2 protein-coding genes are annotated in these 3,466 nt (G+C 69.8%); one reads left to right on the top strand and one right to left on the bottom strand.

What is annotated here, in order from left to right:
• Positions 1-82: 82 nt before the first annotated feature.
• Positions 83-1,123 (bottom strand): MIP family channel protein, encoded by a 1,041-nt coding sequence (locus ABD205_RS13800; RefSeq protein WP_344045576.1) that lies wholly within the window; start codon positions 1,121-1,123, stop codon positions 83-85.
• A 154-nt stretch (positions 1,124-1,277) separates the two neighbouring features.
• Between ABD205_RS13800 and ABD205_RS13795 the strand changes: the two genes are divergently transcribed.
• Positions 1,278-3,466, top strand: a 2,189-nt coding sequence (locus ABD205_RS13795; RefSeq protein WP_344045574.1) for an NADP-dependent isocitrate dehydrogenase, incomplete at its 3' end; no start/stop codon positions are given.

Here is a 3,466-nt window from a genome sequence, read left to right as displayed (position 1 = left end):
GATCCGCCGACTCGGCCGCGCTCGCGTGCAAGGTTGCGCCGACTCGGCCTCAGGGGAGTGCCAGTTTTGCGCCGACTCGGCGTCAGGCCAGGGGGTCGCCCTCCGGCGGTGCCTCCTGGAGCGGCTTCCACTGCTGGGCGGCGTAGTCCCACTCCCAGCCGTCCTGCACGATCCGGGGCTGGGCCGCCGGGTCGGTCGGCGACGTCTGCATCCGGGCGGTCGTGCTCGCGGCGTCGTCCTCGCCGGCGCTGCCGACCCCGGCGTTGCCGGCTCCAGTGGCGCCTGCCCCAGCGCCGCCGACAAGACCGACGGCCTCGACGCCGTCCTCCTGGTTCCACTGCTGCTGCAGCGCGTCGGGTGCGCCGTACCCGGGGACAGCGCCGGGCACGGCGGCGCGTGCGCCGAAGCGCAGCCCGGAACCGGCCAGCGGCTCGGTCGCGTAGCCGAAGAGGAGCGGGTAGAGCAGGCCCGCCGCGGTCCCGCCCGCGAGCGGGGCCAGGATGAACAGCCAGAGCTGGACGATGTTGTCACCGCCGGCGAACAGCGCCGGGCCGATCGAACGGGCCGGGTTGACCGACGTGCCGGTCAGCGGGATGGCGACGAAGTGGATCGCGGCGAGGGTGAAGCCGATCGCGAGCGGAGCCAGGGCGGGGTGCTCGTTCCGCTCGTCGGTCACGCCGAGGATGATCGTCACGAAGACCGCGGTGATGATGAGCTCGACGAGGAACGCCGCCCACCAGGCGAGGTGGACCGACGAGTAGTCGCCGTACCCGTTCTGGCCCATGTTGTGCGAGGTGTCGAACCCGGGGATGCCCTGGACGATGACGAACAGGACGAGGGCGGCGGCGATGGCCGCGAGGACCTGGGTGATCACGTACGCCGGGACCTGCTTCCACGCGAAGCGGCCGCCGATGGCGGCGCCCACGGTGACGGCAGGGTTGAAGTGGCCTCCCGAGATCCGGCCGAAGGCGTAGATGCCGATGACGACCGTGATGCCGAAGGCGAAGCCGGTGGCGACGACGTCGGCCTTGGTGGCGATGGCCGCCCCGCAGCCGAGCATGACGAGGATGAACGTGCCGAGGGCCTCGGCAGCGAGCTTCTGAACCTGCTCCGTGGTCTTCATGGTCGGGACTCTAGTCCCAAGCAGAGCCTTTCGCGGGGAGCCGTGCGGGTGCGAAGGTGAGCGTGGGACAGGCGTCAGGTATCTTGACGTCAAGCAATCTTCGCATCGCTGTCGAACTGCCAACTGCCCCCGAGGCTCAGGAGTGACGCCGCTTATGGCTGGTAACGCAAGGATCATCTACACCCACACCGACGAGGCGCCGCTGCTCGCGACGTACTCCTTCCTGCCCATCGTGCAGGCGTACGCCGCCAAGGCCGGCGTGGAGGTGGAGACCCGCGACATCTCGGTGGCGGCGCGCATCCTGGCGCAGTTCGGTCTCGCCGACGACGCCCTCTCCGAGCTCGGCGAGCTGGCGAAGACGCCGGCCGCGAACATCATCAAGCTGCCCAACATCTCCGCCTCGATCCCGCAGCTCAAGGCCGCGATCAAGGAGCTCCAGGCGCAGGGTCACGCGGTGCCGAACTACCCGGACGACCCGCAGACCGCCGAGGAGAAGGAGATCCGGGCCAAGTTCGACAAGGTCAAGGGCTCGGCCGTCAACCCCGTCCTGCGCGAGGGCAACTCCGACCGCCGCGCGCCGCTCTCGGTGAAGAACTACGCGAAGGCGCACCCGCACCGCAACAAGGCGTTCGCCGCCGGGTCGAAGACCGCGGTCGCGACGATGGGTGAGCACGACTTCCGCTCCAACGAGTTGTCGGTCACCGTCGCCGCCGACGACACCCTCTCGATCGTGCTCGAGACCGCCGCGGGCGAGACCACCGTGCTCAAGGACGGCCTCGAGGTGCTCGCAGGCGAGATCGTCGACGCGACCAAGATGGACGTCGCCAACCTCCAGGCGTTCCTGCGCAACGCGCTCGCCAGGGCCAAGGCCGAGGACGTGCTCTTCTCGGTCCACCTCAAGGCCACGATGATGAAGGTCTCGGACCCGATCGTCTTCGGCCACGTGGTGAAGGCCTACTTCCACGAGGTCTTCGAGAAGTACGGCGCCGACCTGGCCGCGGCCGGTCTCTCGGCCAACGACGGCCTCGGCGCGATCCTGGCCGGGCTCGACGCGCTGCCCAACGGAGCGGAGATCAAGGCGGCCTTCGACGCCGCGCTCGCCAACGGTCCGCGTCTCTCCTACGTCAACTCCGACAAGGGCATCACCAACCTGCACGTGCCCTCCGACGTCATCGTCGACGCCTCGATGCCGGCTCTGGTCCGCAACGGCGGCAAGCTCTGGGGTGCCGACGGCTCGGAGGACGACACGCTCGCCGTGATCCCGGACTCGTCCTACGCCGGCGTCTACCAGACGGTCATCGAGGACACCATCGCCCACGGACCGCTCGACCCGGCCACCATCGGCACGGTCCCGAACGTTGGCCTGATGGCGCAGGCGGCCGAGGAGTACGGCTCGCACGACAAGACCTTCGAGATCCCGGCCGCCGGCACGGTCCGGATCCTGGGGTCGAACGGCGACGTCCTCATCGAGCACGACGTCGAGGCGGGTGACATCTGGCGCGCCTGCCAGACCAAGGACGTCCCGGTCCGCGACTGGGTCAAGCTGGCCGTGTCCCGCGCCCGCGCCTCCGCGACGCCGGCCGTGTTCTGGCTCGACGAGTCCCGCGCGCACGACGCCGAGATCATGAAGAAGGTCGCGTCCTACCTTCCGGAGCACGACATCGACGGGCTCGAGATCAAGATCCTCAGCCCCACGCTCGCGACGGCGTACTCGCTGGAGCGGATGCGGCGCGGCGAGGACACCATCTCGGTCACCGGCAACGTGCTGCGCGACTACAACACCGACCTCTTCCCGATCCTCGAGGTCGGCACGTCGGCGAAGATGCTGTCGATCGTCCCGCTGATCGCCGGTGGCGGCCTCTTCGAGACCGGCGCGGGCGGCTCGGCGCCGAAGCACGTGCAGCAGCTGGTCGAGGAGAACTACCTGCGCTGGGACAGCCTCGGCGAGTTCTTCGCCCTCGCGCCGTCCCTGGAGCTGTACGCCGACCAGGCCGACGCTCCTGCCGCGAAGGTGCTCGCCGCGACCCTCGACCGGGCGACCGGGACGTTCCTCGAGAACGACCGCTCCCCGGGTCGCAAGCTCGGCACCATCGACAACCGCGGCTCGCACTTCTACCTGGCGCTCTACTGGGCCGAGGAGCTGGCGGGTCAGACCGACGACGCCGACCTCGCCGCGGCCTTCAGGCCGCTGGCGGACAAGCTCGCGGCCGACGAGCAGAAGATCGTCGACGAGCTCCTCGCCGTGCAGGGGCAGCCCGTCGACATCGGGGGCTACTACTTCCCCGACGCCGAGAAGACGGCGGCCGTCATGCGGCCGAGCGCGACCTTCAACGAGGCGCTCGC

Origin of the sequence: Nocardioides panacihumi (assembly GCF_039530925.1) — a bacterium.
GTDB classification, from domain to species: Bacteria; Actinomycetota; Actinomycetes; order Propionibacteriales; family Nocardioidaceae; genus Nocardioides; species Nocardioides panacihumi.
This window is presented reverse-complemented; position numbering and strand designations above follow the sequence as displayed.

Coding starts and splice junctions, on each gene's coding strand:
- ABD205_RS13800 (WP_344045576.1), bottom strand. CDS start 1,123: ATGAAGACCACGGAGCAGGTTCAGAAGCTCGCTGCCGAGGCCCTCGGC.